Origin of the sequence: Halovenus aranensis, assembly GCF_900100385.1 — an archaeon.
GTDB lineage: Archaea > Halobacteriota > Halobacteria > Halobacteriales > Haloarculaceae > Halovenus > Halovenus aranensis.
On sequence record NZ_FNFC01000018.1, the window covers coordinates 1 to 25,490 of the forward strand.

The 25,490-nt window shown below is 55.8% G+C and carries 28 protein-coding genes and 5 pseudogenes; 8 read left to right on the forward strand and 25 right to left on the reverse strand.

All coding sequences use genetic code 11. The features are described from left to right. Positions 1-108: 108 nt before the first annotated feature. Genes BLR34_RS17135 through BLR34_RS14975 form a run of 5 tightly spaced genes read right to left on the reverse strand, consistent with a single transcriptional unit; the run spans position 109 to position 3,758 of the window. Complete coding sequence (locus tag BLR34_RS17135; protein ID WP_176765345.1) at positions 109-273, reverse strand: hypothetical protein; 165 nt, start codon at positions 271-273, stop codon at positions 109-111. After that, positions 266-652: an iron-sulfur cluster assembly scaffold protein gene (locus BLR34_RS14960; RefSeq protein ID WP_092704495.1), complete on the reverse strand. Its 387-nt coding sequence runs from the start codon at positions 650-652 to the stop codon at positions 266-268. Before BLR34_RS14960 ends, BLR34_RS17135 begins: the two co-directional genes overlap by 8 nt. Beyond that, a complete protein-coding gene (locus tag BLR34_RS14965) occupies positions 653-1,225 on the reverse strand; it encodes a MogA/MoaB family molybdenum cofactor biosynthesis protein (protein WP_092704497.1) in 573 nt (190 codons plus the stop codon). It lies immediately after the preceding gene. Beyond that, positions 1,222-2,544, reverse strand: coding sequence for a GTP-binding protein (locus tag BLR34_RS14970; protein ID WP_092704499.1), 1,323 nt, complete (start codon positions 2,542-2,544; stop codon positions 1,222-1,224). Before BLR34_RS14970 ends, BLR34_RS14965 begins: the two co-directional genes overlap by 4 nt. After that, positions 2,541-3,758: a GTP-binding protein gene (locus BLR34_RS14975; RefSeq protein WP_092704501.1), complete on the reverse strand. Its 1,218-nt coding sequence runs from the start codon at positions 3,756-3,758 to the stop codon at positions 2,541-2,543. Before BLR34_RS14975 ends, BLR34_RS14970 begins: the two co-directional genes overlap by 4 nt. Positions 3,759-3,856: 98 nt before the next feature. Between BLR34_RS14975 and BLR34_RS14980 the strand changes: the two genes are divergently transcribed. Together BLR34_RS14980 and BLR34_RS14985 are read left to right on the forward strand one after the other, a co-directional pair. Next, positions 3,857-4,288, forward strand: a complete 432-nt coding sequence (locus BLR34_RS14980) for a CopG family ribbon-helix-helix protein (protein WP_092704503.1) — start codon at positions 3,857-3,859, stop codon at positions 4,286-4,288. Positions 4,289-4,469: 181 nt separating this feature from the next. Further along, positions 4,470-4,844, forward strand: coding sequence for a hypothetical protein (locus BLR34_RS14985; RefSeq protein ID WP_092704505.1), 375 nt, complete (start codon positions 4,470-4,472; stop codon positions 4,842-4,844). Between the two features lie 130 nt (positions 4,845-4,974). Here BLR34_RS14985 and BLR34_RS14990 read toward each other — a convergent pair. The 7 genes and pseudogenes from BLR34_RS14990 to tnpA all read right to left on the reverse strand — a co-directional run bounded on the left by BLR34_RS14990 (position 4,975) and on the right by tnpA (position 9,212). Then, positions 4,975-5,363, reverse strand: a pseudogene (locus BLR34_RS14990) (CopG family ribbon-helix-helix protein). A 4-nt stretch (positions 5,364-5,367) separates the two neighbouring features. Next, positions 5,368-6,249: an energy-coupling factor ABC transporter ATP-binding protein gene (locus BLR34_RS14995; protein WP_092704507.1), complete on the reverse strand. Its 882-nt coding sequence runs from the start codon at positions 6,247-6,249 to the stop codon at positions 5,368-5,370. Beyond that, a complete protein-coding gene (gene cbiQ / locus BLR34_RS15000) occupies positions 6,246-7,058 on the reverse strand; it encodes a cobalt ECF transporter T component CbiQ (RefSeq protein ID WP_092704509.1) in 813 nt (270 codons plus the stop codon). Before cbiQ ends, BLR34_RS14995 begins: the two co-directional genes overlap by 4 nt. A 2-nt stretch (positions 7,059-7,060) precedes the next feature. Continuing rightward, on the reverse strand, positions 7,061-7,384 hold the full coding sequence (locus tag BLR34_RS15005) for a cobalamin transport operon protein (protein WP_092704511.1): 324 nt from the start codon (positions 7,382-7,384) through the stop codon (positions 7,061-7,063). Continuing rightward, positions 7,384-8,064 carry an energy-coupling factor ABC transporter permease gene (locus BLR34_RS15010; RefSeq protein WP_092704514.1) on the reverse strand — a complete coding sequence of 227 codons (681 nt, stop codon included), beginning with the start codon at positions 8,062-8,064 and terminating at the stop codon, positions 7,384-7,386. Before BLR34_RS15010 ends, BLR34_RS15005 begins: the two co-directional genes overlap by 1 nt. Positions 8,065-8,202: 138 nt before the next feature. Further along, the gene (locus tag BLR34_RS15015) at positions 8,203-8,613 is read right to left on the reverse strand and encodes a CopG family ribbon-helix-helix protein (RefSeq protein WP_092704516.1); all 411 of its coding nucleotides are present in this window, start codon (positions 8,611-8,613) and stop codon (positions 8,203-8,205) included. 192 nt (positions 8,614-8,805) lie between these two features. After that, positions 8,806-9,212 (reverse strand): annotated as a pseudogene (gene tnpA / locus BLR34_RS15020) (IS200/IS605 family transposase). A 44-nt stretch (positions 9,213-9,256) separates the two neighbouring features. On the opposite strand from tnpA, the gene BLR34_RS15025 reads away from it, so the two are divergent. Next, positions 9,257-10,561 carry an RNA-guided endonuclease TnpB family protein gene (locus BLR34_RS15025; RefSeq protein ID WP_092704518.1) on the forward strand — a complete coding sequence of 435 codons (1,305 nt, stop codon included), beginning with the start codon at positions 9,257-9,259 and terminating at the stop codon, positions 10,559-10,561. On the opposite strand, the gene BLR34_RS15030 is transcribed toward BLR34_RS15025, so the two are convergent. From BLR34_RS15030 to BLR34_RS15055, 6 genes and pseudogenes are all read right to left on the reverse strand, one after another. After that, complete coding sequence (locus BLR34_RS15030; protein WP_218120910.1) at positions 10,517-11,353, reverse strand: ABC transporter ATP-binding protein; 837 nt, start codon at positions 11,351-11,353, stop codon at positions 10,517-10,519. The genes BLR34_RS15025 and BLR34_RS15030 overlap by 45 nt on opposite strands. Continuing rightward, positions 11,344-12,186, reverse strand: coding sequence for an ABC transporter permease (locus tag BLR34_RS15035; RefSeq protein WP_092704520.1), 843 nt, complete (start codon positions 12,184-12,186; stop codon positions 11,344-11,346). Before BLR34_RS15035 ends, BLR34_RS15030 begins: the two co-directional genes overlap by 10 nt. Further along, positions 12,183-13,211 (reverse strand): annotated as a pseudogene (locus tag BLR34_RS15040) (ABC transporter substrate-binding protein). The gene BLR34_RS15035 and the pseudogene BLR34_RS15040 overlap by 4 nt, the downstream one beginning before the upstream one ends. 192 nt (positions 13,212-13,403) lie before the next feature. After that, positions 13,404-13,832 carry a CopG family ribbon-helix-helix protein gene (locus BLR34_RS15045; RefSeq protein WP_092704522.1) on the reverse strand — a complete coding sequence of 143 codons (429 nt, stop codon included), beginning with the start codon at positions 13,830-13,832 and terminating at the stop codon, positions 13,404-13,406. A gap of 217 nt (positions 13,833-14,049) precedes the next feature. Further along, entirely contained in the window at positions 14,050-14,340 is a 291-nt protein-coding gene (locus BLR34_RS15050; protein ID WP_092704524.1) for a hypothetical protein, read from the reverse strand. Between the two features lie 165 nt (positions 14,341-14,505). Next, positions 14,506-15,326, reverse strand: a pseudogene (locus BLR34_RS15055) (IS630 family transposase); the annotation flags it as partial. A gap of 48 nt (positions 15,327-15,374) precedes the next feature. Here BLR34_RS15055 and BLR34_RS15060 point away from each other — a divergent pair. Further along, entirely contained in the window at positions 15,375-16,475 is a 1,101-nt protein-coding gene (locus BLR34_RS15060; RefSeq protein WP_092704526.1) for an IS630 family transposase, read from the forward strand. Positions 16,476-16,480: 5 nt separating this feature from the next. Here the strand turns inward: BLR34_RS15060 and BLR34_RS15065 are convergent. The 5 genes and pseudogenes from BLR34_RS15065 to BLR34_RS15085 all read right to left on the reverse strand — a co-directional run. After that, positions 16,481-16,837, reverse strand: a pseudogene (locus BLR34_RS15065) (IS4 family transposase); the annotation flags it as partial. Positions 16,838-16,873: 36 nt separating this feature from the next. Further along, positions 16,874-18,334, reverse strand: a complete 1,461-nt coding sequence (locus BLR34_RS15070; protein WP_245683238.1) for a globin-coupled sensor protein — start codon at positions 18,332-18,334, stop codon at positions 16,874-16,876. A 229-nt stretch (positions 18,335-18,563) separates the two neighbouring features. Further along, a complete protein-coding gene (locus BLR34_RS15075; protein ID WP_092704530.1) occupies positions 18,564-18,803 on the reverse strand; it encodes a hypothetical protein in 240 nt (79 codons plus the stop codon). Between the two features lie 178 nt (positions 18,804-18,981). Next, positions 18,982-19,344, reverse strand: coding sequence for a helix-turn-helix domain-containing protein (locus BLR34_RS17635; RefSeq protein ID WP_143414180.1), 363 nt, complete (start codon positions 19,342-19,344; stop codon positions 18,982-18,984). A gap of 313 nt (positions 19,345-19,657) precedes the next feature. Then, the gene (locus BLR34_RS15085; protein WP_092704534.1) at positions 19,658-20,407 is read right to left on the reverse strand and encodes a helix-turn-helix domain-containing protein; all 750 of its coding nucleotides are present in this window, start codon (positions 20,405-20,407) and stop codon (positions 19,658-19,660) included. A 467-nt stretch (positions 20,408-20,874) separates the two neighbouring features. Between BLR34_RS15085 and BLR34_RS15090 the strand changes: the two genes are divergently transcribed. From BLR34_RS15090 to katG, 4 genes are all read left to right on the forward strand, one after another. Beyond that, positions 20,875-21,249: a RidA family protein gene (locus tag BLR34_RS15090; protein ID WP_092704556.1), complete on the forward strand. Its 375-nt coding sequence runs from the start codon at positions 20,875-20,877 to the stop codon at positions 21,247-21,249. A 79-nt stretch (positions 21,250-21,328) separates the two neighbouring features. Beyond that, entirely contained in the window at positions 21,329-21,478 is a 150-nt protein-coding gene (locus BLR34_RS17770) for a DUF7563 family protein (RefSeq protein WP_449271825.1), read from the forward strand. Positions 21,479-21,540: 62 nt separating this feature from the next. Further along, positions 21,541-22,653 carry a nitric oxide synthase oxygenase gene (locus BLR34_RS15095; RefSeq protein ID WP_092704536.1) on the forward strand — a complete coding sequence of 371 codons (1,113 nt, stop codon included), beginning with the start codon at positions 21,541-21,543 and terminating at the stop codon, positions 22,651-22,653. A gap of 166 nt (positions 22,654-22,819) precedes the next feature. Then, a complete protein-coding gene (katG, locus tag BLR34_RS15100) occupies positions 22,820-24,988 on the forward strand; it encodes a catalase/peroxidase HPI (RefSeq protein WP_092704538.1) in 2,169 nt (722 codons plus the stop codon). A gap of 134 nt (positions 24,989-25,122) precedes the next feature. Here katG and BLR34_RS17140 read toward each other — a convergent pair whose 3' ends face one another. Together BLR34_RS17140 and BLR34_RS15105 are read right to left on the reverse strand one after the other, a co-directional pair. Next, on the reverse strand, positions 25,123-25,272 hold the full coding sequence (locus BLR34_RS17140) for a hypothetical protein (protein ID WP_176765346.1): 150 nt from the start codon (positions 25,270-25,272) through the stop codon (positions 25,123-25,125). Further along, positions 25,265-25,450 (reverse strand): 30S ribosomal protein S14, encoded by a 186-nt coding sequence (locus tag BLR34_RS15105; protein ID WP_092704540.1) that lies wholly within the window; start codon positions 25,448-25,450, stop codon positions 25,265-25,267. Before BLR34_RS15105 ends, BLR34_RS17140 begins: the two co-directional genes overlap by 8 nt. Positions 25,451-25,490 lie beyond the last annotated feature (40 nt).

Here is a 25,490-nt window from a genome sequence, read left to right on the forward strand (position 1 = left end):
CGGGGCGACCGACTGCTCTGAGAACGAATTTGACGGTTCAGGAGCCGCTGGCTCCGAATGTGTAGAAACCATGAGAACCATTCTATGACACGCTGAGTTCGGTAGTTATCAGTGCTGTTCTCTGTTGACGTTCTCGTTCGCGTATCCCGCGAAATACGGACCCTCCTCGGCGATGACTTCCGCCGTAGCAAGCTTGACTGCGCTCTCACTTCCCGAAGCACGGACACTGGTCGTCGCGGGCGGTACCCGCTGTCGCAGGGGTTGCTTAGCCATCCGCATAGCTTTCAACGCCGTCCTGAACCACTTTCTCCGCGAGTACAGCACACGGGACGCGCATCGGCGTCAGCTCGATTCCTAGGAGGTCGAGAGCATCATCACGGTCAAGGTCACGAACGTCTGAGAGTGTCATTCCCTGGAGTTCTTCGGCAAGCAGGCTCGCGCTCGCAATACTGATCGCACAGCCTTCACCAGTAAATGCAACCTCTTCGATCGTTTCGCCGTCCTCGGCGAGTCTGAGGTCGAACGTGAGTTCGTCGCCACAGGAAGCGTTCTCGCCAGTGTGAGAGACGGTAGCTGGCGAGAGTTCGCCCCACCTTCGAGGATTGCGATAGTGATCCAGGATCACCTCCTGATACATTTTGGAACCCTGCATCTACTCCACCTCGTGCCTGGTTGCAAGCCCGGCAAGATGCGGGGCTTCTTCGGCGATAATCTCCACCGTGGCGAGCTCGACGGCATTCACACTTCCCGGTAGGACGAACACTGGTACGTCGCGGGCGATGCCCGCTGTCGCACGGGTCGAGACGATACGCGTTCGTACCTCCTCCCACGAGAGCCGTCTGAACGCCTCGCCGAAGCCCGGCAGTTCGCGGTCGAAGAGTTCGCTCACCGCGTCCGGAGTGACGTCGTCGACGGTGACGCCCGTCCCGCCCGTGGTGACGGCGAGATCGACGTCCGGCCGATCCAGGCACTCGCTCACTGTGGTCTTGATCCGGACGTAGTCGTCCGGAACCATCCGGCGTGACGTGACGACGTGACCCGCTTTGATTAGGATACTCGCAATGGCGTCGCCACTGGGATCGGGTGGCGTCTTTTCGACGCCATCTCCGCGGGACGACGACACGGTAACGATGGCCACGCCCAGCGGGTCGATACAGTCGTGACCGTCGGTATCCGTCGTTCGTCGGTCCGCTACCGGAGGAAGTTCGCGGTCATTCTGGATCACGATAGGTCACCTACCACGAGGCGTTGTTCCATCGGGGGCTGCGACCACTCCATCGTCCCCGGGAACGGATTCTCGAACGCCTCCCAGTCGTCTTCCATCCCGGTCTCCGAAACGAGGCAGTCGTCGAGGGTATCCACGATGCTGGATTCGTCCATCCCAGCCCCGATGAAGACGAGTTTCACTTCGCGGTCACCCCACTGTTCGTCCCAGTGGAGGTCCGACCGCGATTCGCGGTAGGACTCGCGCTGGAACTCGGGGAGTGTGACTGCCCACCGCCCGTTGACCTCGACGTGGGTCTGTGTTCCCGCCTGGCTCAGGTCGAGGGCGTAGCGCTCGCGGCCAGCGACCCACAGGTGGCCCTTGGCTCTGACGACGGAATCGGGGAACGAACGGAGCCACTCGCTGAAGCGTTCGGGATGGAACGGCCGGTGGCGCTCGTAGACGAACGAGTCGACACCGAACTCCTCTGGTGGGTGACGATGGTCGTGCGCTTCGTCGTGGCTATGGTCGTGGTCGTCGCCATGTTCGTGACTGTGGTCGTCCGTCTCCGTCTGGCTCTCGTGGTGGTCGTCTGAATCGACGTCTGTGCCGTCTCCGTGGTCGGCCGAGAGTGCCTGTTTCCACCGGGCGGAGTCACTCGCCTCGTCTTGGTCGAACCGACCCGTTCCAAGAACTCGATCCGGGTCGACGGTGCTTTCGGTCGTTTGGACGATGTCGACACCGGGATGGAGTGTTAGGACGACGCGTTCAACCGCTTCGCGCTCTGTCTCGGAAACGAGATCGCACTTGTTGAGGACGAGTACGTCGCAGAACTCGACTTGCTCGGCGAGGAGGTCCGACAGCGGTCTGGCGTCGTCGTCTGTCGACTTGAGTGGGCGGCCATCGACGAACGCCTGATGGAACTGTGCGGCGTCGACCACCGTGACGGTCGTATCAAGATCGTACAGGGCCGACGCACGTGCGGGCGAGACGAACCGCTGGGCGATGGGGACTGGATCGCTGATACCCGAGGCTTCGATGACCAGATAGTCGAACTCCTCGTCGACGGCTAAGCGTTGCAGTTCCTGGTCGAGTTCGTTCTGCAGCCCACAGCAGATACAGCCGTTCGACAGCTCTGTGACGCCGCCATCTTCCATCGAGAGTTCGGAGCCGTTCTCGATGAGGTCGGCGTCAACATTCACCTCGCCGACGTCGTTGACGAGAACGGCGATATCGTACTCCTCGCCGCCGACGGTAAGGAGGTGGTTGAGCAGGGTCGTCTTGCCCGCGCCGAGTCCGCCACTGAGGATCGTAACCGGGGGTTGGTCGTCAGCCATCAGTCGTCAGCCAGTGCGAGTTCGCGCTGTTCGTCGGCGGTGAACGGGTCCGGGTACTCGTTCCAGTCCTCCTCCATTTCTGCGTCCGAGAGGACACAGTTTTCGAGTCGCTTGATTAGTGTCTCCTGATCGAATTCGCGGCCAATGAACACGAGTTCTGACCCGCGGTCGCCCCACTGGTCGTCCCAGTCATCCTTGAGACCTGGACGGGCAGCGAGATACTTCTCCTGTTGGGCCTTCGGCAGCGTGGCGATCCACGTCCCGTTGGGACCGGCCCTGACCGACTGGCCTGCTTTGTCGAGTCCCATTGCGACGTCTTCGCGACCGGCGGACCAGAAAAAGCCCTTCGCGCGGACGATTCCGTCCGGAAGGTCGGCGAAGAGAGTAGCGATTCGTTCGGGATGGAACGGGCGGTCGGCGTCGAAGACGAACGAGGTGACCCCGTGTTCATCGGCAGCTGACTCGTGATGATGTCCGTGCTGGAGTTCACGCTTCCACCCGGCGGACTGGCTTGCTGCCTCGAAATCGAATCGACCCGTGTTCAGGATCTCCCCGGGATCGACGGCGCCGTGTTCGGTGCGGATGATCTCCGCGCGCGGCTGGAGCGTCTTCAGGACGGCCTCCATCTCTTCGAGTTCGTCGTCCGGAACGAGGTCGCACTTGTTCAACAAGAGGACGTCGCAGAACTCGATCTGGTCCATGAGGGCTTCCTCGGGGACACGATTGCCCTGCGGCTCCATTTCATCGTCAGTGAGCACCTGTCCGGCGTCGGAACCCTGCCAGAAGCTGTGGGCGTCGACGACACTGACCATCGTGTCGAGTTCATAGACACCCGTCGGGTCGAACTCCGCGTCCTCGAATCCGCGGGCGAACGTCTGGGCGACCGGAATCGGTTCGCTGATTCCGGACGATTCCACGAGAAGGTACTCGAAGTCTCGCTCTTCTGCCAATCGCCCTACTTCGTCGAGCATGTCGCCACGGAGACGGCAGCAGATACACCCGTTCGACATCTCGATGATCTCGTCGTCGTTCTGTGTGAGATCTGACTCGCGTTCGACGAGGTCGGCGTCAACGTTCACTTCTCCCATGTCGTTGACTAAGATGGCGGCGTTCAGTTCCTGCTCGCTACTAAGAATGTGGTTCAGCGTGGTTGTCTTGCCAGCACCGAGGCTTCCGCTGAGAATTGTCACCGGGATCGGGTCGTCGTTGAACGGCATACGCCAATTATGAATTTGATACACTAAAATATTAATTATTACTGTACAGTGTTGACAAACATAACATAAGATAATAATTTAGGATTAAGACTTAGTATATGAGCGTCGTTAGCATCTCAATGCCCGAATCACTACTCGGACGCATCGACGAGTTCGCCGACGAACACGGGTACAGTGGCCGGAGCAAGGTCGTACGCGAAGGCACACGAACGCTACTCGAAGAGTTTCAGGGGCGAGATATCGACGGGCAGAAACAGATGTATACAGTCACGGTGGTCTTCGAGTACTGCCAACCCGCAGTCCAACAGCGTCTCACCGGAGTACGCCACGAGTACGATGCTATCGTCTCCGCGACGACCCATGCACACGTCCAAGACCAGTACTGTATGGAGTTGTTCGTCCTTGAGGGGACCACGGAGGCACTATCCGGCTTCGTCAACACCGTCCGGGCAGTACCAGATGTTAAAGCGGTGGATTACTCGATTACCTCATTCGAAAGAGATCCCATTGATCAGCACATCGAGTCGTGAAGGCTTGTTGAATCTCTCTGGAAATGAAAGAAACCGTCTGCTGCATACAGAAGATCTATTCATCAGATAGTCGCTAGAACAGTGAGAGGAATTACATATAGGTTTCTGGGATTTGTTTAAATACGAGTCAGTGCGTTCGTCGGCCGAGGATTTAATGATAAACAGGGAACAAGAGCTTGATATGCCGGAGAAACAGCGTGGTGACGGATGGACAGTTGAGATTGACGACGGCGTGATGACCTGGGAGTTTTTGCCTGGTATGGAGCTGTCGGCATTCCGTGAGGACGCATATCCAGTCTACGAGGATTTGTTGGACCGGTATAACGTAGACGGAATGGTGACTGTCGTCAAGCTTGACAACGCATTCAACGAGCAGGTATTCGAAGTCTGGGAAAAATCCGCACAGCGAGCCGAGCAGGCTGGCCTCCAGCGGTGGGCAGTCGTCGCCGAAGGTATCAAGGCGCTGTCGTTGCGCGGAAAAGTCGATACTGGTGGATTGGACACGATGACGACCGAGGACCGTACTGAGGCTGTTGAGTGGGCGCGCGACGGGTAAGTCTGAGCATCTGTCTCCCCCGAAACAGCGTAGTAACTTCCCATGCTGAGAGATTCGCGCCATGCACTCAGCACGCTCGTTGTGAAATGTCCTTAATCGAGGACCTCAACAGAGTCAGCCGTGAGGCTGCTCAGTGCTCCGCGAGAAGCATCAGCTTGACCCGACTCACCGCATCGAAATCGCGCAAGCGATACGTGAGGTCCCGGACTCGCGGTGCCGGTCCGCTGCAGAAGAGTGTCTCGAGACACCACTCTCCTTCGTGAATATGATTCGTGGTCGTGATGACGTCCTGAAACTGATGTGTACGTCGTGAACCTCTTCGATGACCGCTTCGTGTTCGTAATTGAACGCGATGATAACGACGACGTCGCCCTCAATGTCCTCCAGTCTGGTGTGTCCCTCGATGTACTCCTGCATCGCTTCGCGGACGGCACGCGAACGCGAATCTAATCCCTCTGCCTGCCACGTTTCATCGAACTCGGAGTGGAGGTCGTCGGGGATGTTGAAGCTCGTGCGCATCGGTCTACTGATTCAATGATGTGCCGTCGGTAGACGAAACTCTATTTGGGTCCGGTTCGTCAGCCGTCGCTGTGAGGAGCGACACGAGGTCTCCTTCAGTAACCGGCTGTTCGGTTGCCCCCAGCCCTGCATCGCGAGCCACACGAACCGCACTCGGCGGGTGAAGGTTCGCTTCCGCCAACAGCGCGTCGTCGTAGAACACCTCCCGGGGCGTTCCGCTTCCAACGACGTTGCCGTCGGCCATCACACAGACACGGTCTGCGACTTCAGCGGCAAATTCGAGGTCGTGTGTCGAGAGAACGACGCTGATTCCGTCCTCGTGAATCTGCTCGATTCGGTCAGCAACCAGTTGGGAGCGCTCGGGGTCGAGTCCGGCGAGTGGTTCGTCCAGCACGACCACGCTCGGTTCGAGGACGAGCACACCGGCGAGACCGACGAGGCGTTTCTCGCCGCCGCTCAGGTAGTGGGGGATTCTCTCTTCAAGATGGCTCGCATCGACGGTCGCGAGCGCCTCACGAGCGCGCTCTCTCGCTTCGTCACCAGACACCCCGTGATTCTGGAGGCCGAACAGCACGTCATCGAGGACTGTGGGCGCAACGAGTTGCGTATCGGCGTCCTGGAAGACGAAGCCGACCTCCTTGCGGGCGTGGGCTTTGTTGTCTTCCGTGATCGACGTGCCGTCGACGACGAGTTCGCCGTCGTCGGGAACGAGCGTGGCGTTCAAGTGTTCAAGCAGCGTCGATTTCCCGGCCCCGTTGCCACCGACGAGTGCGACCACCTCGTCGGGGTACACCGAGAAGTCGACAGCGTGCATACCGACGGTCCCGTCGGGGTACGTGTGGGCCTCACACTGGAGGTCCACCAGCGGCGCGTCGTCTCGGGTCATAGTCCCACCCCGTAAACAGCGACCACCGCGTAGCCGATGACAGCAACATATGAACCGACCACGAGGAGGAGTTCGTGGATCGGTGGGCGCGAGACGTCGCCATACAGTGTGAGGTCACCATCGTATCCTCGTGCTTCCATCGACTTGACAAGGCGTTCGGACTGCTCGATTGCCGATAGCATCGTCATCCCGAGGATTCTCGCGTACAGCCGTTTGTTCGACCAGAACTCCGAGAAGTTCGCACCACGGGAGAGTGCGGCTTTCACGAGGTTCTCTAGCGTCTCGATCATCACAAAAGTAAATCGGTAGGTGAGCAGCGCGACTTGGTCGATTGGACGAGGAAGCAACCGTCCGAGCATGTATGCGACATCGGCGTATCTCGTTGTCATTGATGCTGCCAGCGTGAACGTAACGACCGTGAGCGACCGGCAGGCCAGTTCACCGAACAACACGAGTCCCTCCCACGTGACTGACAAGCTTCCAAGTGGCGTAGAGAGCGCGCCGACGATTGGCGTTCCTGGTTCGAGAAAGGCAAGCGGCCCCGCGACGGAGATAATGAATAGCAGTGGCAGCGTGTACCAGCCGACGAGCCGACGGTACGGTAGCCCCGCAACCCCGTAGACTGCCAACACCGAAGCGTATAGCCCTGCCAAGAGTGCGAGGCGGTCGAACACCGTGACTGCGAGGACGAGTGCACCGACAAATCCGACTTTCGTCCACGGATTGATCCGGTGGAGTGGTCCGTCACGGTGTTCAGCGAACGCTGTGATCAGCCGTGGGTCGGGGACGTGGTTCGAGAGTGTTGTCACGGTTACTGCGCCTGGCGTTCGCCGTCCTCAAACCCGCCATAGCGGTCGACGTAGACGTACAGACCGATACCGAGGACAACCAGCAGCGCGACGAGTGCGCCGAACTCGAACATCATGCCGCCTTTGCGAATCGGTCCGGCGACGACAATCCCGCGGCCGGCATCAATCAGCGGCCCACCCCCGTCCTTTACGCCGCGCTGCAGTGCTTTTGCGGAGCGTTTGGCCCACGGAAGCGCGCCACCGGTTGAACTGAATCCCCACAGGCCAGCGGCCAGACAGACACCGAACAGTCCAGCGAGGCCACCGTACTGCTTCCAGCGCTGCATCAGGCGGTCACCCCTGCGGGCTCTTCGCGGTCTTTGCGGTCAGCGAGGTCGACGAGATCGGGCCGGACTGTCGCCAGGAACTGCACGATGAAGCCGGTCAATACCCCCTCGATGACGGCGACGCCGAGGTTGAGTCCGACGAGTCCGCCAACGGCGACAGTCAGATCAGCCCTGGGCAGTGCACTACCGTTGACACCGCTGACGACGATGATCGCGCCCATCAGTATTGCGCCAGAAGAGAGGCCAAGCGTCGCAGCACTCGCGCTCGCGGGGAAGGTGTCCCAGTCCAGTTGGATGAGCGTCTTGAATGCGTAGTAGGCGACGATCGCTTCTGACGCGTTGACGAGTGTGTTTGCTCCGATTAGCCCGACAGCCCCGTGGCCGAGTGCTGCCGAGAAGATGTTAACGACCAGTGCGATGAGTGCCCCGAGGAGTGGCCCCGCGAGGATGCCGACGAGACCGGTGAGGTTCATGTGGATGCCACCCCACACCGGGATATTCAGCTGGAAGATCGCGAAACTCGCGGCCGCGCCGATACCTGCGAGCGCGATCTGGTGTGTCTTGATGCCGCCTTTCCGGACTCGGTAGACGACAGCACTGATCAATCCGGCACCAATCAGCGTCCAGAGTACCAATGCCCATAACGGGAACGACCCTTCACCGAGGTGAATGTGTGCCATGTCTGATTGTTATTTCTAGCACCGATACTAATAAACTTAGTGTACTGGAATAACTAGAGTAGCAACTTTGATGTAAGTGCCTAACAGATGTTGGCAGAATGCGAGAGTCAGCTCTCGTTTGCGCAAGTGATGTCGAACCTATTGCTCGCTTCTCTGTGGGTCCATGACATCGATGGGCACGACCGTGTATTCGACTGAAACTGACTCGTCTGCTCCTCGTACAGTCCCAATAAATTGCAGAGCGTCGTGGTACGCGGCCTCGATGACGAACGTCTCGACACAGCCGGCGTTCTCTTCGAGGCAGTTGTGGGAGTTCGACCGAATCGGCGCTTCGAATTCGTGGCGGATATCCATCATCCGGCGTTCAATCTCCGGCTCGTCGTATCCGAAGACAGCGGTGACTGTCGCCAGCACCCGCTGATCCTGGTACTCTGTCTCTTGATACTCTTCGAGCAGTGACTGACACGCTTCGCGGATGACCTCACTCCGTCCGCTGTAGCCGTGTTCTTTCGCAAATGTATCGAGATCGTTTCGGAGTTGCTCTGTCATCGAGGAGCTCACGATGGGCATATATATTAAATATTGTCTCGAAGATAATAGTAATAGTGGTCCAAACTTATTTTATTAATAACTATGCAGTAACAGAGTTTCAGTGGCTAGTGTCGCCAGGGCTTCCAAGCTCGTCTCTAAACGAAAAGCAGCGCGAGTTCCCCGCCCCACCGTGGGCGGGGGTGAAGCGCGTCACTCCGGCGCGTGTTCTGTCTCTTCGATATACCGTTCAACCACTTCCTCCGACACCGCTCCTGTCGTCCCAACGTAGTACCCAACCTTCCAGAATCCGCCACCCCAGAAATACGACTCTCGAATTTCGGGATACCGCTCCAGCAAGTGCTTTCCTGAGTACGACTTGAATTGTCGAGCGATGCCGCCGGACTGTGCTTCGGGTCAGTTTGCACGAACAGGTGTACGTGGTCGTCCGCGATCTCCAACGCCAGAATTTCGTGTCCGAAGTGGTCAGCAGTCTCACCAAACAACGCTGGCACATCCTCCTCCACTATATCCAGAACCGGGTGTCGATACTTCGGGCACCAGACGAAGTGATACTTGCAGGAACTAACCGAATGTGCATGACTACGGTACTCTTCCATTCCTAATCCATACATTTATGACAGTCTGGAACGGTTGTCAAAGCATGGGTGAAGAAGACACGAAGACGATTCAGACGCGCCCTCACATAGCGTCTGGTGAACGGTCGTGGCTTCACGATGCCCGCCTCGTGTCACGCGAGATTTTCAACGACACTATCCGCCTCACACAACGGGGATACACGCGCACCGAGATACAGAAGGAGGTTGACCGCGACGACTTCTTGCGGAACAATAAGTGCGCGGTTGTCGGAAAAGCCCTCCAAACATGGGACTCCTACCAACCACTCAAAGAATGGTGGGAGAACCAAGACGACCCTGACGGCGGGAAGCCGACGCCGCCGAGTACGGACAAATCTGGTGCATACCCGCTTGTGATGGCGCACACAGAAGGCTACCGCCTCACCGTGGACGACAACACGAACCGCATCCAGTTCCGCATCAGCCCGAGACCCTACAAAAAGGTGAGAGGCCACCTGCGCGGCGAACCGGACGCGATGGACGAACTTCGAGAGGCCATCACGTCAGACGAGGTGGATGTGGGGCAGGCCGAACTCCTGTACCGCGATGGCGTGTACTACCTACACGTCACGGTCACACGCGAGTTCGACGTGCCCGAACCCGACACCGCCGATACTGTGATCGGCGTGGACATCAACGAGCGCAACGTCGCACTCACCGCCCTTGACCGCGAGACGATGCAGACGAAAAGTACACTCGTCCTCGATTACGGACGAGTCAAGCAGGAACGCCAACGCTACCACACCATCACGAAACGGTGTCAGGAACACGGCAAAACGAGTATCCACCACAGACTCGGTGACAAGGAGGAGCGGTTCACTGAGTGGGTGTTACACCGGCTTTCCCGCGCTGTCGTGGAGTTTGCAGAGCAGTTCTCGAATCCGGTTATCGTGTTCGAGGATATGAGCGGCATCCGCGACGAAATCAAGTACGGGACGTATATGAACCGCCGGTTGCACAAACTGCCGTTCCACAAGTTCGAGAAGTTTGTCTCGTACAAGGCGACGTGGCGAGAGATCCCCACGGATACAGTGGATGCGTACTATAACTCCCAGACGTGTTCGTGCTGTGGTGAGTGTGGAGATCGGCAGGGACGGCGGTTCCGCTGTCCGAACGACGAGTGTGACGTGGTGCAAGACCACGCTGACCGGAATGCATCGGTGAACATCGCGTGGCGTGAGAAGGCGAAACTTGACGGCGACGAATTAAACTGCCGGACTCACAAAACCCAGCCGCAAGTCAGGTTGGTGCGTCTGTCTGGGTCGGGGCGCGTAAGCCGCCCAACCTCATCCCGCTCGCTCGCCGAGCAGGGAGTGCTCGCTCAGGGCTGAGGGAACTACAAAAGCCTCGGGCCACCGCGCCCGAGGTTGTTTACTCCGCGCGACGTGATCCACGAAGTCACGAGAGGTCCGTTCACGTTGGCGTTCTAACTCAATGGAGAACGTCGACTGCACGGTTCCCGGGTCGGCATCCATGACGACCACGCGATCAGCGAGGGTCACTGCCTCGTCGATGTCGTGGGTGACGAACACGACGGTCTGTCCGGTTTGCGTCCAAATATCGAGCAATTCGCCGTGCAAGCGGTCGCGCGTCCGAGCGTCGACACTACCGAACGGTTCGTCCATCAGGAGTATCTCCGGATCGGGTGCGAGCGCGCGAGCGATACCGACGCGCTGTTTCATGCCGCCGGACAGTTCCTTCGGGTACGCGTCCTCAAAGCCGTCGAGCCCTACCAAGTCGATTAACTCCCGGACCTGTGCCTCGCAGTCGGGACAGTCACAGGCGGGCCGGTCAAGGCCAAACCCGATATTCCCGCGGACGGTTCGCCACGGGAACAGCGCGTACTCCTGAAAGACCATTCCCCTGTCCAGCCCAGGACCGGTAACCGGGTCTCCACCGACCAGTATCGACCCACCATCCGGATCGTCAAGCCCGGCGATTGCTCGCAACAACGTCGTCTTCCCACACCCCGAGGGACCGACGACACAGCAGAACTCGCCCTCCGACACCGAGAACGAGACGTCATCGAGCGCCTGCGTCGACTCGTATGACCGGCTGACGTTCTGGATAGTGATCTTCTCACGTGAGTCTCGACCGGTAGACGAGTCCGAACTCAGCGCCATGCGAGGACCCTCCGTTCGAGTAGTCGGAACCCGACGTCCATACAGAGGAACGCCAGGCTGATGAGGAACATGTAGGCGACGCTAGTCGCCATCGCGAGGTTGTTCGAGGCGTTGATGATCTCGTAGCCGACGTCTGGTGCGCCGAACAGCTCGGCACCGACGACGATCATCCAGCAGCGACCGATGCTCGTCCGGAACCCCGTCAGCACTTGGGGTGCCGCACTCGGGAGCGCGACGAGTTTCAGCATCGAGAGGTCACGCTCGACTCCGAGCGTCGATGCGGCATCGGTCAGTTCGGTCGAAACGCCCTCCACGCCGCCGTAGGCGCCGTAGAAGTTGATCCAGAACGCGCCGACGAAGACGATGAACGCCGCGCCAGTGTGGTGGATGCCGAACCAGACAATGGCGAAGACGACCCACGCCAGCGGCGGGATCGGTCGCAGTACCCGAACGAGTGGTCGCAGCCAGTCGTCGAGCGCACCGTTCCAGCCCATCGCAAGGCCGAGACTGATGCCACAGAGCGCGCCGAGGAGGAGCCCCGGCACGTAGTGGAACAGCGTCTGTGCGAGGTGTGCGAGCCCAGTCGGGAGTACGAGACTCGACCCCAGAACGGGAACTACAATCGCCGTTGAAGTCGCAAACAGCTCTATAAACGCGTGCACTGATTGGAGGGGGCCCGGAACCAGATACGATGGCTGGGTCGTCATCGCGCCAACCCACCAGACGAGCAGGAACACGAGGAGACCACCCAAGCCGCGGAGATACCGCCGCAATCCCCCCTCGAAGCTGCCGGCGACCACCGCGTTGGAACTGGTGTCGGTACGTGTACTCATTCCTGAATGGCGTCGTAGGGGTCGAACGCGAACAGATTTTCAGTTGCGACCGGATCCTCGATGTTGCCGACGTTGGCAACGAACTCGCCCATCGTCGCGGTCTGGTCGGTGATCGCGTGCGGGTCCGAGACGAACTCTGATGCCTGAGAGTCCATGGCCGCCGTCGCGAGGTCCTCGCTCACGCCGGAGCCGATGACCGAGGCGGCGTGGGCGGCGGTTGCATCCGGTGAGTCCGCCGTGAACTCGGTCGCTGCCACGTGCTGTTCGACCAGCGATTGGGCAACCTCACTGTCGTCGAGCACGTGCTGGTTCGCGAACAGCACCGTGACCGGGTGGTCTTCCAGTATATCTCCAGACCAGACGAGTTCGCCGAAACCGTCATCTTGGCCGATGACCGTCGCGAACGGTTCCTGAATGATCGTCGCGTCGATATCGCCCGACTGGATCGTCTGGACCGCCTTCGCTGGCGGGACTTTTGACTTGTTGATTGCGGACTCCATCTCCCCCACGTCCAAGTCTTCCTGGATCCAGTATCTGAGGACGATGTCGGGGACGCTCCCGTCCGGTGGGGCACCGAACCGGACCTTGCGGCCGCGCTATTGCTCGAAGCGCTCGAACATGGCTGGGCCTTCCTGTTCGTAGAAATCGACGAGTTCGGTCGTCCCCATGATCTTGAAGCCATTTCTCGAGTTCGCCGCGAGGATCCCGGCGTTGGTCCCTTTGTCAACGAGGACCATTGCAGGAGTGATCCCGAAAAGCGCAACGTCGACGTCCCCACTCGCGAACGCCTTGACAACACTGGGGCCGGAGCTGAACCGCTCTATTGAGACATCTGCCGGAACGTCCTCGTAGTACCCCTCTTGCTCCATCACGTAGTGTTGCATGTTCGGGTAAATCGGGACGTACGCGACCGTGACGGAATCGAGTGATGCACCTCCCTGACCGAGACAGCCAGCAATTCCCGTCGCACCAATCGTGGTTGCGCCTGCCTTCTGGAGTAGTCTTCGGCGCGAGATTTGAACCATCAGTGTTGCTAACTCTAGAAGTATTTCTAATAATAACAGTGATTCTAGCAAAGGTGGTTAATACTGATAGAGGATAGATTTCGGAGATGTTGCTAGAGTTAGCGTGAATTCAGCGGGAATCCCCCGAGCGACCGCAGGGAGCGATTGGAACGAGCGGAAGGAAGTGGACTCGCCGGAAGGGGCAAAACAGTATCAGTTCATATCGGCCAGCGGGCCAAAGTCGTCGACGGGTAGCACTGAGTAGTCGATTGTGAGCGTGTCCTTCGTCGCTCGGATCTTCCCGACGAACGTCGAGATCTCTTCGAGCGACCCCTCGAGTACGAATAGTTCCATGCAATGATGGCCGCCGACGTGACTATGGAAGTTTGAGGCGACAATATCCTCATGCTCGTGGCGGAGGTGCATCATCTTCTCCTCGACGCTCGTCGTTTCGTAGTCGAAAAGAACTGTCACGACCCCCATCAACTCTCGATCTTGGAGTTTCTTGTCCTCGAACTCACTGAGGAGATCCCGGCTTGCCTCACGAAGTACTTCACTGCGACCAGTATAGCCGTGGTCGTCTGCAAACTGGTCAATTTTATTAAGCAACTCTTCTGGCATCGAAACACTGACTACACTCATATAACAATCTGGGCGGCATAAAATATTAAATATTATCATCTTCAGCTGTGGTATTACCGCGATTCTGAACACTATCTGTCCCAATAGAGAAATCTCGGTACAGAGAACGCTGAACTGCTTCAAAGAAAGGGATTTGCTTAGAGGTAGGTTACAAGTGCTGCTTCAAGAGTCAAGTACTGATGTACCGCTTCCAGTCACGGAGCGGGTGTGTCCCCGCCTACCAGAGCTTCCCGTCCGCGAACTGTATAAGATCCTCCATGATGTCGGGCGGGAGCATCAAAGGCTTGTTTCGCCACCCACCGGTTTTAGTGTAGTATCCACCGCGGATTTCTGAGCTACCGTCATCCATTTCGATGAGTTGTAACACCTTCCAAGACGTTTCCCCGGAGTCATTTTCTTCCAGCACCCCAACTTCACTGACAACAGTTCCAGCACCCTCTTTGTAGTCCCGCGACAATTCGTTCACCCATTCCGGCGGAGTCGTGCTGAAGCGGTAGTCATCTGCCATGCACATCTACCAATTTTAATCATGGATATAAGTCTAAATTTTTACTTGAGTTATACATATGGTTTTACTGAGTGACGACGTAATAAACTTCCCCGTTTTTACCGATTAAGCTCCAGCGTGTCATAGAATCATTCTCAGCCGGTCAGTAGCGGTGTCTATTGATACTCACGGACATAAGTACGTGAAGACATCTGGAACTTCGATCCGATTGAGTGCAGTGAGCGCAGCATCACGAAGATCGTCGAGTGTGTCGAACAGACGGTTGCCAAGCTCTTGATCGAGTTGTCGCCAGCACTCTTCCGCGGGGTTCAGCTCTGGTGAACCCCGCGGAAGGTAACACAGTTCGATCGGCGTGTCTTCGACGAATTCCTGCACTGCGTTGGCCGTAAAATACGAGGCGTTGTCCAAGACAACGCAGATTTTCTCGCCGAACTCGGTTTGGAGGGCGTCTAGCAAGCGAATCGTCGTGTCGCTGTTGAAGTTCTCCGCACAGGGGAGAAAGAACGTTTTTCCGGAATCGCTGACCGCACCGAGCAGCTTGATGCTGTCCCACGCGCCCGTCACCGGCAGTGACTGGCGCTCTCCTTCTGGAAACCACGCATAGATCAGCGTCGAGAGTACCTGGCGCGTCTGATCGATGGTCAGGATCGTGTATTCGTCGTCCAAGTTGTCGCGCTTTTTTTGAACCCTTCCTGCCAGGCTTCTTGGGCCCTTTCGTCGGATTTGTAGAACTCTGGCCGGGCTGTCTTCCAGGACAGCCCGGCCTCAGACATTAATCGCCGGACGTGTCGTTCACAGTACTCAACATCGAATTCTTCGGCAAGATAGTGACGAGCTAGTGGAACAGACCACGCGGGCGCATCTAGCCCAGCTTCTTCGGGTGATGCGTGGAGTGTCTCGACGAACTGGTCGTACTGTTCATCAGAAAGTTCGGACGGTCTCCCGGAACGGTGTTCATCGTAGACAACCTCCTCGAACGGCTCGTCTAGTACGTCAGGGAAGCTTTTGTGCGACTGGAGCCACTCGACCTAAGCATGGTTGGTCGGGAGAAGGAGCTTGTGCGGCATCTGAGTGAAGACGAACTGGAGCGATTGCTGACTGAAGCTGACGAGATTAAAGTGTACAAACGGCTTGTGTTTCTGAAGCTCCTGTACGGTGGAGCGACACTCGCGGAGGCAGCGGACGACGTTGGTGTCTCGGAAGGAACGGCTAGTAACTGGGTTGAGCGGTGGAATCAAGGTGGATTGGGGAAGCTAACCCCGAACTTCGGGGGCGGCAGGCCCCCGAAGCTCGATGAAGCCGAACAACGTGAACTCATTGAACGTCTCCGCGAGGGACAGCCCTGGAAGAAACAAGAGATTCAGCACCTCCTTGATGAGGAGTTTGATGTCGAATATCATCCGAACTATCTCCCAACGTTCCTCGACGATCTTGGTCTCCATTACGCTATTCCTCGGACAAAACGTCCGGACCGACCAGACAACGCCGACGAGATCCTCGACGAACGCGTCGAGTACGCGTTCGAAGAGGACGCCCACGACCAACCGCACAACAAGCGAGAAGACGACGATGAAGACTGGGACACTGATCACGATGTATGCACTGATGGCGGGACTGTCATCGGGTTTTTCGATATTTCGCATCCGCAACCGTGGGACAATTCCCAGCGAGTGTACTCCGTAGATGAGCCACACACCGAGCGGCCGCTGGTGAAAGTCGATACACCAGCGGCCGGATTTTATGCACTCAGCGGTGAGAGTGTGCTGTCGTTTCCACCGAATCAAGAGAAGGAGAAGATTTGTGCATGCTTCGAACGGATCCGCGAGCAGAATCCCGGCAAGCGGATTCTGCTCGTCTTGGGCAACTTCTCCTCGCACGTGTGCAAGTACACGCGAAAGCGGGCACACGAACTCGGGATTGCTCTCGTGTTTCTCCCAGTTGGTTCGCCGCATCTCAACCCAATCGAACCAGTCTGGAAGAGTCTCAAGTGGGAATCTTCACCGCTGATTGTCGACGGCGAAGACGAGTACCGATCACTCCTTGACGACTTGTTCGATCAGTTGACCGAAAAACTGAGTTTTGCCGCATCGTGGATCGACAATCACCTCGATGGGTTCCTCAATAAGATTCGCTAACCACTACGTTCGAGACGTCCGTTCAATTCGGCTCGTCCGGTATCGAGATTTTCGATGGCGTCATCGAGAATTTCTCGAAGGAGTGCAACGAAGCCCGGTTCGAACCAGTCGTGGAACGCCGCGTAGGACAGTTTGTCGCAATCAGCCATCTCGACGTAGCGTTCGAGAAACGCTTGCAGAGAGCGGTCTGTGCCAGCAGCAAAACCAAACGTGAGCGTGTAAAACAGCGCGACGATGTCGAATTTCCGCTCTCGTTCGACAAGATTCGTTGCGCGAGCGCGCTCGCGCAACTCATCGGAGGGAAACGCTCTTTGAATTCGATCAACAACTACCGAGTCCGGTGGTGAGTACACATCATCCACCGGGTTCTTCAGCCGGGTAGTTGCGACGATATCTAATCAACAAACAGCGACCGCATTCTCTGCTAAACTAGAACGCATGATCTGTGCTGTTTGCTCTTCGTTGGCTGCCGCAATGTCATCGATCTCCTCGGCCATCTCGTCAAGTTCGTCAACGAGGCTATCTATCGAACTGGCAACTTCCTCGGTTGTCGCCGCCTGATCATCTGTCGCGTCGGACACTTCTGTGATACCTTGTGCAACGTCCTGGACACTTTCAACGATATCGCCGAGATCACCCATCGTCTGTTGGACTTCTTCCATACCCTTGGCGACCTGTTCGGTGACTTCTTCGAGACTTTCGGCTGTTTTTCTGGTATCGCGCTGTGCCTCATCAATTGTCTCCTCAATCTCGGCAGCGTTCTGCTTTGATTCACTTGCCAGAGATTTGATTTCGTCTGCCACCACAGCGAAGCCTTCGCCCGCTTCTCCCGCGCGCGCCGCTTCGATACTCGCATTGAGCGCGAGCATATTTGTCTGCTCAGCAACATCGTTGATCACACCTGAGAACTCGTTGACTTCCTCCATCCGGGACTCGAGTGACCCCATCTCTTCGGTGACTTCTGTCACTGCTGCGCTGATATCTTGCATCGCTGCAAGCGCATCTTCAGCAGATTCCTGTCCAGAATTGGCACGTTCTTGGGCCGTATCGCTCGTCTGGTGAACCTCGCTTGCCGTCGATGCAATCTCTTCGATGGTCGCGCTCATCGTCGAGACCTCGCCAGCAACATCCTCCATCGAGTCCACTTGCTGTTGGACTGCATCGCTCACTCGTGTCGTGCTTTGTGTCACGTCCTCTGCAGCATCGGAGACGTCCGAGATTGGCGCTTGGAGTTCGGATGAGACACGTTCTATCAGTTGTTCCTGCTCGTCCATCGTGTCTTTGACCTGCTTGTTGTACGAGTTGATGTAGGTGTCCATCGCCACCTGCTGGTCAAGATTGATGAGCTTTTGCACAGCGAGTACTCGGTCAACAAGTGTATCGATTGTCTCCTTGGCGACTTGGCCATCAAGACTCTGCTTCAGATCGTCAGCGATTGCATCAATGATGCCACGGTAATAGATGCTGTAGACTCCAAAGTAGATCTTCGGCCCCAAATCGAGCATATCGTGTATCTTCCCGATTCTTGCACGCCGTTGGAAGTATTTCATGCCGTATTCGCCCTGACCGAGTTCCATCAGATACTGCCGCTGATCCCGTTTCAGAGCCTCGATTGGTCTCGACGAGGAATCCATAATTGAAATCGTTTCGTCGTAGCTCTGGAGGTGTTGATAGAAGTCGTCAACGAGATCTTCAGAAATATCTTCGAAAATGTGGCTAATAGATTCGAGTTGCGCAATATCTTCGTCAGTAAAGTTCGTGTACTCTTTCCGCCACTGGATTTCTTCCTGGTCAATCCCGATTTCGCTCGTCAACGCTGCGCCATCCACCATTTGCCGCTTCTCATCGGTTATCTGCACAACAAGTATATTTCCATCAATACGTATTATAATTTGGTGATGGCAATTGATTTTGATGATGTGTCAAATCTACTCTTATCCAATACCCGCTGAGCTTCCCACGTAGTAAGTCATAGAACGAGGACGTGAACAGACTGAGCGTTTTGGTGCTGAGTTCGAGCACAGGACTCTCGAAGCGATAGACACAGAGTCCTTCCCGTTTGAACTATTGCTTTCGACTGGCGATTTGTTACGGTCCCGAGCGGTAATTGTCGCGACCGGTGATACGCTCGAACGCTTGGGGTGCCTGGGAGGGGTTCTCAAAGTCAGTCACGACATCGACTTCATCGTCAACTCTCTCAAGTGCATCCTCACCGCCATACGCGGTTCGGGTGTCGTAGTCGCTCTGAAGCTGGGCTGTATATGCGTCGGCGACATCCTGCTCGTCATCGACGAGAAGGATGGTCGTCTCAGAAGTAGTTGTATCCATCTCTGACGCGTTCCGTCTGCAATATCAAACCAGCCGTCACCCTCCAAAATTAAGCTACGTATGGCGATTTACCAGAGCTAATATCTCAAAAGTCCAGACCTGATCGAACAACCCTTGATGGGGCGACTTCGCTCTGATGAGTAGTTATTACAGCATCGTTATATACTCGATGAGATGATTAGTATGTGTCGCGGTCACGCCACGTTATTTCGAGCGTAAATTGGTCTGCTGATGTATACGTGAGTTCTAGCGAGTCGACGTTCGATTGGTATTCCCTCCTGTGTCGTCCTTCAGTCGAGGGTTGAAACTGCTCTTCGAGAAGACCCAGCTCCACGAGACAATCGACCTTTCGGTAGATTGATGATGACGAGAGATCGCAGGTTGCTTCGAGTTCCTCTGCAGACTGCGGATGACAACCAGTTGCCGACAGTATCTCCCGTGCGTGTTCATCAGCCAGAACAGCAAGCACTGTCGATGGGTCGTCCACGGAGGTCGTTTTTTTATTTGCCTCACAATATGGCAAGGATTTTTGACGTTTCATTATACTGGTTCTATCAGTTCAGGCTTGGCTCTCCCCAATATTGAGTTGCCAGTTGGCATGTGCTAACGACAAATCATCGCACAGTTGAGACCGAACATCAGAACGATTCTACGTGCTTTGGAAATATACTCATATGGGCGTTCGTGATTACAGAATGTCAAGGCGAATACATCCGCCTTCCCGTGAGGAGGGTATGTTCCGACCACGCGGAGGAGGATGTCAATTTGGGCATGGCCCCACCAAAACGGGCGTGTCATGGGTTGAATCAGCCTATCTGTTACTGTACGGCGGTAAAGAGTCACGAACGCCCGTATCAGAGGGTTTGCTGAACAAATTTCGAGACGATGCGGTCTTCAGCAGTTCGGAGTCGATACTGCACAGTTGATCGAGGTTCATCCAATATTGACGCCAGATCGGAGACAGAAACTGCCCGAGGCCGTTCGTAATAGCCATGGGTAACAGCAGTTTGTAATACCTGCCAGTGTTCCGGCGAGAGCTCTGACGTAATCCGTTCTGTCGCGTTCCAGTTGCCGCCGCTGGTAATATGTGATAACGAAAGCGATACCCCATCGCGAAGTTTGGATTCCATTCTGTCGTAAACCTGCCCGATAGGATAGTCACTGGGGAAAAGAACACGCCATCGGTACTCATCATCAACACGTCTAGACTCGAATACCGTCCCCTTCTGCACATGGTTCAAAATAAAATATGGGACTGAGCGACACTCTTCGATATCGTGACGGAGCGTGTAAATCGTTCGACTGGTTTCTCGCCGATCGAGGACGTGATACATGCGTTCAGTATCACAATGCCGGACGTCAAAACACTCGTTGCAGCGGCCCTCATCCAAGAATACCTCCTCGAATGTACTCAGCGCTTCGTCTGTTCCTTTTGCGTGGTCGAGTCGCCACATATGATCGTTGCTCACAAAGATGGAAGAAGACCACACCGAGAGAGATTCGTACTCTCTGAAAATGTCCATTAACTCATCGGCTCCCGAATCAAACTGGAGAACGAACTCAAATTCGCGTGTTTCGTCTACCGTAGGAGACTTGGCATCCATATTGGGTATTGCTAATTATTGAATTGGCTAAAATCTGTCGTAAAAAGACATTTGCTCCCCCTACTCGAATAACTTTAGCTCATGCTAAGACAAAAATGATTACCTAACCAAAAATATGTAGATATGTAATGCCCGATGAGAAAGAATACGGAAATGGTGCTGTTGAACCGAGCGAAGTGCTCTGCTCAATAACTACCAAATTCGATGACTCAGCCAGGTTGGCTGACAGTCATACCTCTGGATCACATCCTGCATCAGCACACAGTCATCGAACGAAATGGGGACCGTCACGGTCGTCGCCTCGACAAAATCGTTGCTATCAGCATGGGGGTTACGATGCTAGCTTCGTTTGCTATACGGCATAGCCGTGTGGTGATGTGCTCTCATCGAACGACAATACACCGATTTGCTCGGCCTCAACAGAGGTCACAGCAGAACACTCGCCAACTCGAAACCTGAGAAATATTATGTACGACAACATCACTCGAACGGAAACGGATCGTCGGTCAGTCAGTAGTCCCTGGTCACGCGACCAGAACACGCAACTTGTCTTTTTTGACGGGCAGATTCCTGACGAGGAAACAGCGCTAAACCAGGGAATTCAGCAACAAACACGTGCTACTCTCGAACATCTGTGCGCCGTAGCAGCTGAATCCGGTATCGAAGTTCAGGATCTGCTGCGGACAACAGTCTACCTGACAGAGATGAGCCAATCAGGTGCAGTCGAGCGAGCGTATGACGAGTTCTTTGAGAACAAGCGACCATCACTGACTCTCGTTGGTGTTGAGGCTCTGCCGAACAGCGCAGCAGTACAGATCGAAGCCACTGGAGTAGACCGATGAGCACGCAAAATTGCCAATCCGTTCGACTGGAAGAAACGAAATGGAATCACAGTACAGTACTGTACGCGTATTAGAAACCATGCCAAGCTGTGAAAATTGTGGAGAACACGTTTCAGAACAGTTCAAACGAGTATTTGCTGATGACACGGGGAACGTCTTTGCCTGTCCCAACTGCTCAGCGAACGCTGGTATCGGTGAAGTCACACGTGAACGGAGCAACCCACGGTGAACAGCAGATTGAGATTCCTGCAAAGGTTCAAGAGAGACAGAAACCCATAAGTTACGTGATACATGCATTCCCCTGCCTCAACGTATGGACCAAGAGACCGCTATGAAGCAGCAGAAAACTTTCTCCGCCAGTGTTACAAAGAACTGGGTCGAGAGGGAGATGTTGAGTCACGACTGAAAGAGGTCTGGACATCAATTGGTCGTCAGAACCATTACGTTCACACAACAGCAGAACTCGAGCACGGGGCCAAAATGGCCTGGCGCAACAGTAACCGCTGCATTGGTCGGTACTTTTGGGACAGTCTCCACGTGCTTGATCGACGGGGGATTGACACAGCACAAGGGGTGTACAATGCTCTGATTGAACATATCGACTTCGCAACGAACGATGGTAATATCCGACCCACGATATCAGTGTTTCCTCCTGCTGTCAGGGGAAACCAGCAGGTCCGTATCTGGAACCATCAGCTACTACGCTATGCTGGGTACGAAACAGAGAATGGTGTCATCGGTGACCCTAACTCTGTGGCGCTAACTGACTACTGTCGATCCCGTGGATGGTCCTCTCAGCGTACGGACTTTGACATCCTGCCGTTGGTGATTCAAGTTGGCGACAAGACACCAGAGCTATTTGAAATCCCTGACGACGTAGTGATGGAAGTTCCTCTTTCACACCCAAATTATCAGTGGTTCAGCGACCTTGGTCTTCAGTGGTACGCAGTTCCTATCATCTCGGATATGCGCCTAGAAATTGGCGGTCTCCAGTATCCCGCTGCGCCGTTCAACGGCTGGTATATGGGAACCGAAATTGGAAGCCGCAATTTCGGAGACGTTGACCGCTACGATATGCTCCCAACGGTGGCTGACCAGCTAGGTTTGGATACATCGACCGATCGGACGCTGTGGAAAGATGAGGCACTAGCAGTACTTAACCAGGCTGTGCTTCACTCATTCGAGAAGCAAGGAGTGCGGATCGTTGACCACCACAACGCGGCAGAGCAGTTCAAGCGATTCGAACAGGAAGAACGAGAGGCAGGCAGGAAGGTGACAGGAGAACGGTCGTGGCTTTTGCCGCCAAACGCATCCTCAACCGTGCATATTTTCGAGAATACATACGAGAACGAAATCAGGACGCCAAATTTCTTTTATCGCGAAGATCCGCCCCCGTTGCAATGATGACAACGCAACAGAGGATGGTGGGCATGGATGCTGACTGTGAGTTGGAATTGGGTAGATATTTCGTAAACTAATATAAATAGAATCGTTTGTAGGCTGTAGAATTGGCATATGCCAAACAACAGTTGATTCTTTTCACCCGCATACAGGCTATTGGATACTCCATATGTCAGGAGAAAATACGACAGGCGGAAATGCAACGCAAGACTGGTGGCCAGAATCACTCGATCTGGAGATACTCGATCAGAATGCCAGAGACGTTGAACCCTACGACGACTTCGATTACGCTGAAGCGTTCGAGTCACTCGACTTTGAGCAAGTAAAAGAAGATATTGAAGACGTGTTGACCGATTCTCAGGAGTGGTGGCCAGCTGACTACGGACATTACGGACCGCTCATCATCAGAATGGCCTGGCATAGTGCAGGCACGTACCGTACCGGTGACGGTCGCGGTGGCGCGTCAGGTGGCACACAGCGGTTTGCACCTGTCGAAAGCTGGCCGGACAACGCGAATCTCGATAAAGCTCGGCGACTGCTCTGGCCAGTCAAACAGAAATACGGCCGCAAACTCTCCTGGGCAGACCTGTTGGTCCTCTCTGGAAACGTCGCCATGGAATCGATGGGCTTCGAAACCTTCGGCTTCGGAGGAGGACGTGAGGACGCCTTTGCACCGGACAAAGGCGTTGACTGGGGACCAGAAGAGGAGATGATGGAAGACAAACGCCACGATGAAGAAGGAAATCTCCAGGGTGATCTCGCCGCAGACCACATGGGTCTGATCTACGTGAATCCAGAAGGACCTGGCGGCGAACCGGACCCACTAGAGTCTGCGAAGTACGTCCGCCAATCCTTCGCTCGGATGGCGATGAACGACAAAGAGACCGTTGCCCTCTGTGCCGGCGGACACACATTTGGGAAGGTACACGGTGCCGACTCGGATGAGAATCTTGGTCCCGAACCTGAAGAGGCACCCATCGAGCAACAGGGCCTCGGTTGGGAAAACGAGTATGGCGAGGGTAAAGGTGCCGACACGATTACAAGCGGTATCGAAGGACCGTGGACTCAGTCTCCGACCAGCTGGGACATGGAATACGTGGATCTCCTCCTCGATCACGAGTGGGAGCCACACAAGGGCCCTGGTGGGGCCTGGCAGTGGCGGCCAAAAGACGAAGGCATACAGGGTTCCGCAGAGCCAGCCCACGACGAGATTGAGAGTGCAACTCCGATGATGCTGACCACGGACGTCGCATTAAAGCGGGACCCAGACTATCGGGAAATTCTCGAGCGCTTCCAAGAGAATCCGATGGAATTTGGGATCAGCTTCGCCAAGGCATGGTACAAGCTGATCCACCGCGATATGGGTCCACCGGAGCGGCTCCTTGGCCCGGAAGTTCCTGACCAAGAGATGCTCTGGCAGGGGCCCATCCCCGACGCCGATTACGAACTCGTTGACGACGAGGATGTAGCCGAGCTCAAAGCGGATATTCTCGACTCCGACCTGTCTCGTACTCAGCTTGTCAAAACCGCCTGGGCTTCGGCGTCGACGTACCGAGATAGCGACAAGCGCGGCGGCGCGAACGGGGCGAGGATTCGCCTCGAGCCACAACGGAGCTGGGACGTCAACGAGCCAGCAGAACTGGACACCGTACTCGACACGCTCAAAGGAATTCAAACGGAGTTCAACGACTCTCGCTCAGATGGGGTCCGCATCTCACTTGCCGACCTCATCGTGCTCGGCGGGAACGCGGCTATCGAGCAGGCGGCGGCTGAGACAGGCTACGAAGTCGAAATACCGTTCGAGCCAGGCCGGACTGATGCACTTGCCGAGCAGACCGATGTCGAATCGTTCCAGGCACTGAAACCGGACGCTGATGGCTTTCGCAACTACTTCACCGAGGACGACGCGCTGAACCGCTCGCCTGAAGAACTGCTGGTCGACAAAGCAGACCTTCTGGATCTAACGCCGGCTGAGACAACGGTACTGGTCGGCGGCATGCGTACACTGGGAGCGAATTACCAGAATTCGGAGTTTGGCGTCTTTACCGACGACACGGACACCTTGACCAACGATTTCTTCGAGACAGTGCTCTCGATGGAATACGAGTGGGAGCCAACCGATGGCGAAGAGAATCAAGAAGTGTACGAACTCCGAGAGCGTGAAACAGGTGAGGTCGAATGGATGGGGACTCGCGTGGATCTCATCTTCGGGTCAAACTCGCGACTCCGCGCACTCGCAGAGGTCTACGCTGCCGAAGATAGCGAGGAAAAGTTCGTTGAGGACTTCGTCGACGCGTGGCAGAAAGTGATGACGCACGATCGCTTCGACCTGAATTGAGAATGACTCGCTGAGGAAACGAACGCAACCTTCACGAAAGTTGACGGCGCTGGAATTCCTGAGGATGATAGGATTCTTCCGTTCCAAACACACGAACTAGCCAGGAAGTCGCCTGATTCGGCGACTTGATCCCGTTAAACATCGACGATCGTTCTTCGGAAGTTCCTAGTCGTCGGCGTCGTCCCGGGAAGGCCAACAACGAGCCCCGACTTCCCGACGACAGTTTCTTTCCCGCCGTTCCCGGTGGATGGGACGTTGTCAGTGTGACTCTCTGTGTCACTCATATTTTTTGAACCCCATTTTTGGAGCCAGTTCGCGGAACGATTGCCGGCAGAGCCAAATGTCGTACTTACCGACGAGACCCTGTTCGCTCCCCGTCATCTGGCAGACATGTCGGCCGTCGTCTCTCGAATCGTTCGGCTGCTCGGTTCCACTGTCTTTCTCCGGATTTTCTTGGTCCATAATTAACAACAATGTTTTTTGAATAGCCAATTATAAATAA

Excerpts from the sequence above, each read along its gene's own strand:
- BLR34_RS15015 (WP_092704516.1), bottom strand. The coding sequence starts at position 8,613 with ATGACAGAGCAACTCCGAAACGATCTCGATACATTTGCGAAAGAACAC.
- BLR34_RS17770 (WP_449271825.1), top strand. The coding sequence starts at position 21,329 with ATGCCAAGCTGTGAAAATTGTGGAGAACACGTTTCAGAACAGTTCAAA.
- BLR34_RS15010 (WP_092704514.1), bottom strand. The coding sequence starts at position 8,064 with ATGGCACACATTCACCTCGGTGAAGGGTCGTTCCCGTTATGGGCATTG.
- BLR34_RS14960 (WP_092704495.1), bottom strand. The coding sequence starts at position 652 with ATGCAGGGTTCCAAAATGTATCAGGAGGTGATCCTGGATCACTATCGC.
- BLR34_RS14980 (WP_092704503.1), top strand. The coding sequence starts at position 3,857 with ATGAGCGTCGTTAGCATCTCAATGCCCGAATCACTACTCGGACGCATC.
- BLR34_RS15045 (WP_092704522.1), bottom strand. The coding sequence starts at position 13,832 with ATGAGTGTAGTCAGTGTTTCGATGCCAGAAGAGTTGCTTAATAAAATT.
- BLR34_RS17140 (WP_176765346.1), bottom strand. The coding sequence starts at position 25,272 with ATGAGTGACACAGAGAGTCACACTGACAACGTCCCATCCACCGGGAAC.
- BLR34_RS14975 (WP_092704501.1), bottom strand. The coding sequence starts at position 3,758 with ATGCCGTTCAACGACGACCCGATCCCGGTGACAATTCTCAGCGGAAGC.
- BLR34_RS15075 (WP_092704530.1), bottom strand. The coding sequence starts at position 18,803 with ATGGATACAACTACTTCTGAGACGACCATCCTTCTCGTCGATGACGAG.
- BLR34_RS17635 (WP_143414180.1), bottom strand. The coding sequence starts at position 19,344 with ATGAAACGTCAAAAATCCTTGCCATATTGTGAGGCAAATAAAAAAACG.
- BLR34_RS15105 (WP_092704540.1), bottom strand. The coding sequence starts at position 25,450 with ATGGACCAAGAAAATCCGGAGAAAGACAGTGGAACCGAGCAGCCGAAC.
- BLR34_RS14985 (WP_092704505.1), top strand. The coding sequence starts at position 4,470 with ATGCCGGAGAAACAGCGTGGTGACGGATGGACAGTTGAGATTGACGAC.
- BLR34_RS14995 (WP_092704507.1), bottom strand. The coding sequence starts at position 6,249 with ATGACCCGAGACGACGCGCCGCTGGTGGACCTCCAGTGTGAGGCCCAC.
- katG (WP_092704538.1), top strand. The coding sequence starts at position 22,820 with ATGTCAGGAGAAAATACGACAGGCGGAAATGCAACGCAAGACTGGTGG.
- BLR34_RS15060 (WP_092704526.1), top strand. The coding sequence starts at position 15,375 with ATGGTTGGTCGGGAGAAGGAGCTTGTGCGGCATCTGAGTGAAGACGAA.
- BLR34_RS15030 (WP_218120910.1), bottom strand. The coding sequence starts at position 11,353 with ATGGCGCTGAGTTCGGACTCGTCTACCGGTCGAGACTCACGTGAGAAG.
- BLR34_RS15005 (WP_092704511.1), bottom strand. The coding sequence starts at position 7,384 with ATGCAGCGCTGGAAGCAGTACGGTGGCCTCGCTGGACTGTTCGGTGTC.
- BLR34_RS15025 (WP_092704518.1), top strand. The coding sequence starts at position 9,257 with ATGGGTGAAGAAGACACGAAGACGATTCAGACGCGCCCTCACATAGCG.
- BLR34_RS17135 (WP_176765345.1), bottom strand. The coding sequence starts at position 273 with ATGGCTAAGCAACCCCTGCGACAGCGGGTACCGCCCGCGACGACCAGT.
- BLR34_RS15085 (WP_092704534.1), bottom strand. The coding sequence starts at position 20,407 with ATGGATGCCAAGTCTCCTACGGTAGACGAAACACGCGAATTTGAGTTC.
- BLR34_RS15050 (WP_092704524.1), bottom strand. The coding sequence starts at position 14,340 with ATGGCAGATGACTACCGCTTCAGCACGACTCCGCCGGAATGGGTGAAC.
- BLR34_RS15035 (WP_092704520.1), bottom strand. The coding sequence starts at position 12,186 with ATGAGTACACGTACCGACACCAGTTCCAACGCGGTGGTCGCCGGCAGC.
- BLR34_RS15090 (WP_092704556.1), top strand. The coding sequence starts at position 20,875 with ATGTACGACAACATCACTCGAACGGAAACGGATCGTCGGTCAGTCAGT.
- BLR34_RS15095 (WP_092704536.1), top strand. The coding sequence starts at position 21,541 with ATGCATTCCCCTGCCTCAACGTATGGACCAAGAGACCGCTATGAAGCA.